6 protein-coding genes are annotated in these 3,915 nt (G+C 71.7%); 3 read left to right on the top strand and 3 right to left on the bottom strand.

From position 1 onward, the window contains the following. Positions 1-130 (top strand): SDR family oxidoreductase (locus tag AC31A1_RS48150; RefSeq protein ID WP_489659384.1); only part of this gene is annotated, 130 nt, incomplete at its 5' end. Between the two features lie 52 nt (positions 131-182). Here AC31A1_RS48150 and AC31A1_RS48145 read toward each other — a convergent pair. The 3 genes from AC31A1_RS48145 to AC31A1_RS48135 form a co-directional block, all read right to left on the bottom strand. Next, positions 183-368 (bottom strand): hypothetical protein, encoded by a 186-nt coding sequence (locus tag AC31A1_RS48145; RefSeq protein ID WP_489659383.1) that lies wholly within the window; start codon positions 366-368, stop codon positions 183-185. Positions 369-495: 127 nt separating this feature from the next. Then, entirely contained in the window at positions 496-1,257 is a 762-nt protein-coding gene (locus tag AC31A1_RS48140) for an SDR family NAD(P)-dependent oxidoreductase (RefSeq protein ID WP_489659382.1), read from the bottom strand. Between the two features lie 5 nt (positions 1,258-1,262). Beyond that, positions 1,263-2,024 (bottom strand): SDR family NAD(P)-dependent oxidoreductase, encoded by a 762-nt coding sequence (locus tag AC31A1_RS48135; RefSeq protein WP_489659381.1) that lies wholly within the window; start codon positions 2,022-2,024, stop codon positions 1,263-1,265. 54 nt (positions 2,025-2,078) lie between these two features. Between AC31A1_RS48135 and AC31A1_RS48130 the strand changes: the two genes are divergently transcribed. Together AC31A1_RS48130 and AC31A1_RS48125 are read left to right on the top strand one after the other, a co-directional pair. Next, positions 2,079-3,506 (top strand): class I adenylate-forming enzyme family protein, encoded by a 1,428-nt coding sequence (locus AC31A1_RS48130; RefSeq protein WP_489659380.1) that lies wholly within the window; start codon positions 2,079-2,081, stop codon positions 3,504-3,506. Continuing rightward, positions 3,499-3,915, top strand: a 417-nt coding sequence (locus AC31A1_RS48125; RefSeq protein WP_489659379.1) for a thiolase family protein, incomplete at its 3' end; no start/stop codon positions are given. The genes AC31A1_RS48130 and AC31A1_RS48125, both read left to right, overlap by 8 nt.

Here is a 3,915-nt window from a genome sequence, read left to right as displayed (position 1 = left end):
GGGCCGGGCCGAGGACGTCGCGGCCGCGGTGGCGTTCCTGTTGTCGGACGAGGCCGCTTTCATTTCCGGGATCGACGTTCTCGTCGACGGTGGGGTCTGTGCGGCGGTGCGAGAACGCGCCGGACGGTGACCGGCCGGCGGCTGTCCAAGGAGGCGCGCTGTCGAGGGAGCGCGCCGCTTCATCAGCGCCGACGGCCGCTGCTCCGCCGCGCGGACCAGCCGGTCCCCACGCCGGCCGAGTGCGCGGCGAGGAAGGCGAGCCCGAGCAGCATGAGGCTCGTCGAGCTGAAGACGATCTGCGTCGACGTCTCGGTGACACGGACGATGAAGGCGATGAAGAAGAGTGCGGCCGCCACGAATGCAAGCATCTGTTAACCCCTACGGATGGACGGCGAGCCACCGGTGATGCCGGTGGCTGCGCCGTTGTCTCCCGAGTGCCCCGGAAGATGCCGAACAGTCATGCGCGTCCCGCGTCGCCCGCAGGCCAACCGCCTTTCAGGCAAGGGATTCGGAGCGCTGGACGGTTCCCGTGAGGCCCGTCGCGTCCTGGCCCGCGAGGAGGACCGCGGCCCGCGCCATCGCCTCCGGCGGCTCCACCATCTCCGGCGGGATCTCCCGGCCCCCGCCACCCGCCTGCCACCCCTCCGTGAGCACCACCCGTGACGGGGCAAGGCAGTTGACCGCGATGTTGTCCTTCCGCAGGTCGGTGGCGAGGCCCAGGTAGAGGCGCTCGACCGCCGCCTTGGACACCCAGTACGCGTTGGCGCCCCGGTCCGTCATACCCACCCCGCCGGTCGTCACGGCCACCAACGAGCCCCCACCACGCGCCCGTACGTGCGGAATCACCGCGCGGGTCACCAGGAACACCCCGGTGAGATTGACGTCCAGCGACAACTGCCAGCGTTTCAGCGGCGTCGACTCGACCGGGCCGAGCCACAGCACCCCGGCATTGGCGATGAGAATGTCGATTCCGCCGAACTCCGCGACCGTGGCGGCGACGGCCGCGTCGACCGACGCCTCGTCGCTCACGTCGCAGGGCACCGGCAGGGCGCGTCCGCCCGCCGCGGTGATCCGGTCGGCGACCGAGTGGATCGTCCCGGGCAGCCGGCCTTCCCGCTCGGAACGCGCGGCCACGGCCACCGAGGCGCCCGCCTCCGCGAGCGCCATCGCGACCGTACGGCCGATGCCGCGGCTGGCGCCCGCGACGAACGCGACCTTGCCCTTCACCTGCCCGCCCACGCCCGCCACTTGGCCCATGCCGGTTACTTCGGCGGGAACCGGAGGGCGCCGTCGAGGCGGACGACCTCGCCGTTGAGATAGTCGTTCTCGACGATGTGCTGCACGAGACCCGCGTACTCGACCGGCTGCCCCATGCGCTTCGGATACGGGATCTGGGGCCCCCAGTAGGCCTCCAACTGGTCGCCCGCCTTGCCGTACGCCGGCGTGTTGAACGTGCCCGGCGCGATCGTGACGACCCGGATGCCGAGCGGGGAGAGGTCGCGGGCGGCGACCAGGGTCATGCTGACGACCCCGCCTTTGGCGGCGGCGTAAGGGAGTTGGCCGATCTGGCCCTCGTACGCGGCGATCGAGGCCGTATTGACGATGACGCCCCGGCCGCCGTCCAGCGGCTCCTGGCGGGCGATCGCGGCGGCGGCCAGGCGCAGCACATTGAACACGCCGGTGAGATAGACGTCGATCGTCGTGCGGAATCCCGCGAGGTCGAGGGGCGAGCCGTCCTTGCCGACGAGCCGGCCACCGCTCGCCGGGCCGCCGTGCGCGTCCGCCGAGATCCGCAGCGGTCCCGCCGACTCGGCCTCGGCCAGGGCCGCTTGGACGTCGTCCTCGGAGGTGGCGTCGGTGCGCACGTAGCGGACACCCAGCTCCTGCTCCAGGGCCTTGCCCTTCTCGTCGGCCAGATCGGCGACGACGACCTTCGCTCCCGCCGCGTGCAGCCGACGGACGGTGGCCTCGCCCAGGCCGCCCGCCCCGCCGACGACCACTGCGGAGCTCCCACTGATCTGCATCAAGGATTTCCTCTCTTGCGAACAGCGCTCTAGTGAGACGAGAATAGCATTCTCATGAATATAACCATGATTCTGGAGATGGTGGCCTCGGGCGGCGACCGGCCCGTGGTCACGGCGAACGGCCGCTCCCTGACCGCCTCGGACCTGCTCGCCCGCGCCCGCGCCGCCGCGCACCGCTTCCGGGGCCACCCGGCCGTGCTGTACCTGAGCCCCAGTCACCTCGCCTACCCGGTGGCCCTGTTCGGGGCAGCCCTGGCGGGCATCCCGTTCATCCCGCTCAACTACCGCTTGGGCGAACACCAGTTGGCCCGCCTCATGGCCCGCCACCCCGACGCCCTCGTCTTGCGCCCCACCGACCTCGACGACCTGCTGAGCGCCGAAGAGGACGCCGACGCACCGGAGTTGACCCAGGACCAGGACGCCGTCGCGGTGGTCCTCTACACGAGCGGCACGACCGCCGAGCCCAAAGCGGCACTGCTGCGCCACCGGCACCTCCTGGCCTACGTCCTCAACACCCAGGAGTTCGCCTCCGCAGAGGAGGGCGACGCGGCACTCGTGGCCGTACCGCCCTACCACGTGGCCGGGTTGATGAACCTGCTCACCAGCCTCTACTCCGGCCGCCGCCTCGTGTACCTGTCCGCCTTCGACGCGGGGGAGTGGCTCAAGACCGCGCGCCGCGAACAGGTCACCCACGCACTCGTCGTCCCCACCATGCTGGCCCGCATCGTCGCGGAGGTCCCCGCCGACGACGCCGGCACACCCACACTCCGGAGCCTCGCCTACGGCGGCGCCAGGACCCCGCGGCCCGTGGTGGAGCGGGCGTTGCAGATCTTTCCCGGAACGGGGTTCGTCAACGCGTACGGCCTGACGGAGACGGCCTCCTCGGTCGCGGTCCTCGGGCCCGACGACCACCGCGAGGCACTGGCGGCGTCCGACCCGGCCGTACGGGACCGACTCGGGTCCGTGGGGCGGCCGTTGCCCGGCGTCGAGATCGAGATCCGTGACGACGACGGAAAGCCGGCCCGCGCCGGGGAGACCGGGCTCGTGTTCGTGCGCGGGGAGCAGATCTCCGGCGAGTACGGCGGACGCAGCGCTCTGGACGCGGAAGGCTGGTTCCCCACCCGGGACCGGGGCCGACTGGACGCCGACGGCTATCTGTTCATCGAGGGACGCGCCGACGACACCATCATCCGCGGCGGCGAGAACATCGCTCCCGCCGAGATAGAGGACGTTCTCGTCGCCCACCCCGGCATCGTGGAGGCGGCGGTGATCGGTGTGCCCGACCCGGAGTGGGGGCAGCGGATCGTGGCCGTCGTGGTCGGCGAGGGCGACCCGGCGGAGGTCCGCCAGTGGGTCAAGGACCGGCTGCGCTCCTCCAAGACCCCGGACGCGATCGTGTTCCGCGCCGAACTCCCCAAGACCGAGACCGGAAAGCTGCTGCGCCGCACCCTGCTGGCCGAGTTGGAGACCACCCATGCCTGAAGCAGTCCTCGTGTCCGCCCTGCGCACGCCCGTCGGCACCGCCGTCAAGGGCACCCTGCGCGACACCACCGCGTTCGACCTGGCCCACCACATCGTCGCCGCAGCGGCCGCCACGGACGACCTCGACCCGGACGCGATCGACGACGTGATCCTCGGCGAGGGCCTCTACGGCGGCGGGGTCGTGGCCCGGCACGCGGCACTGACCGTCGGCCTCACCTCCGTACCCGGCCTGGCCCACAACCGCCACTGCGCCGCCGGACTCGCCGCCGTGCAGAGCGCGGCGGCGAGCATCCGCGCGGGCATGGACGAACTCGTCATCGCGGGCGGCGTCAACTCGGCTTCCACATCCCCGAAACAGCGTTTCCGCGTCGACGGGGAGTGGGTCGAACCATGGAGCCCGCCCACACAC

This window comes from Streptomyces sp. P5F9 (genome assembly GCF_057961495.1).
The sequence above is the reverse complement of the archived record's forward strand: the minus strand, read 5'-3'. Positions and strand labels throughout refer to the sequence as shown.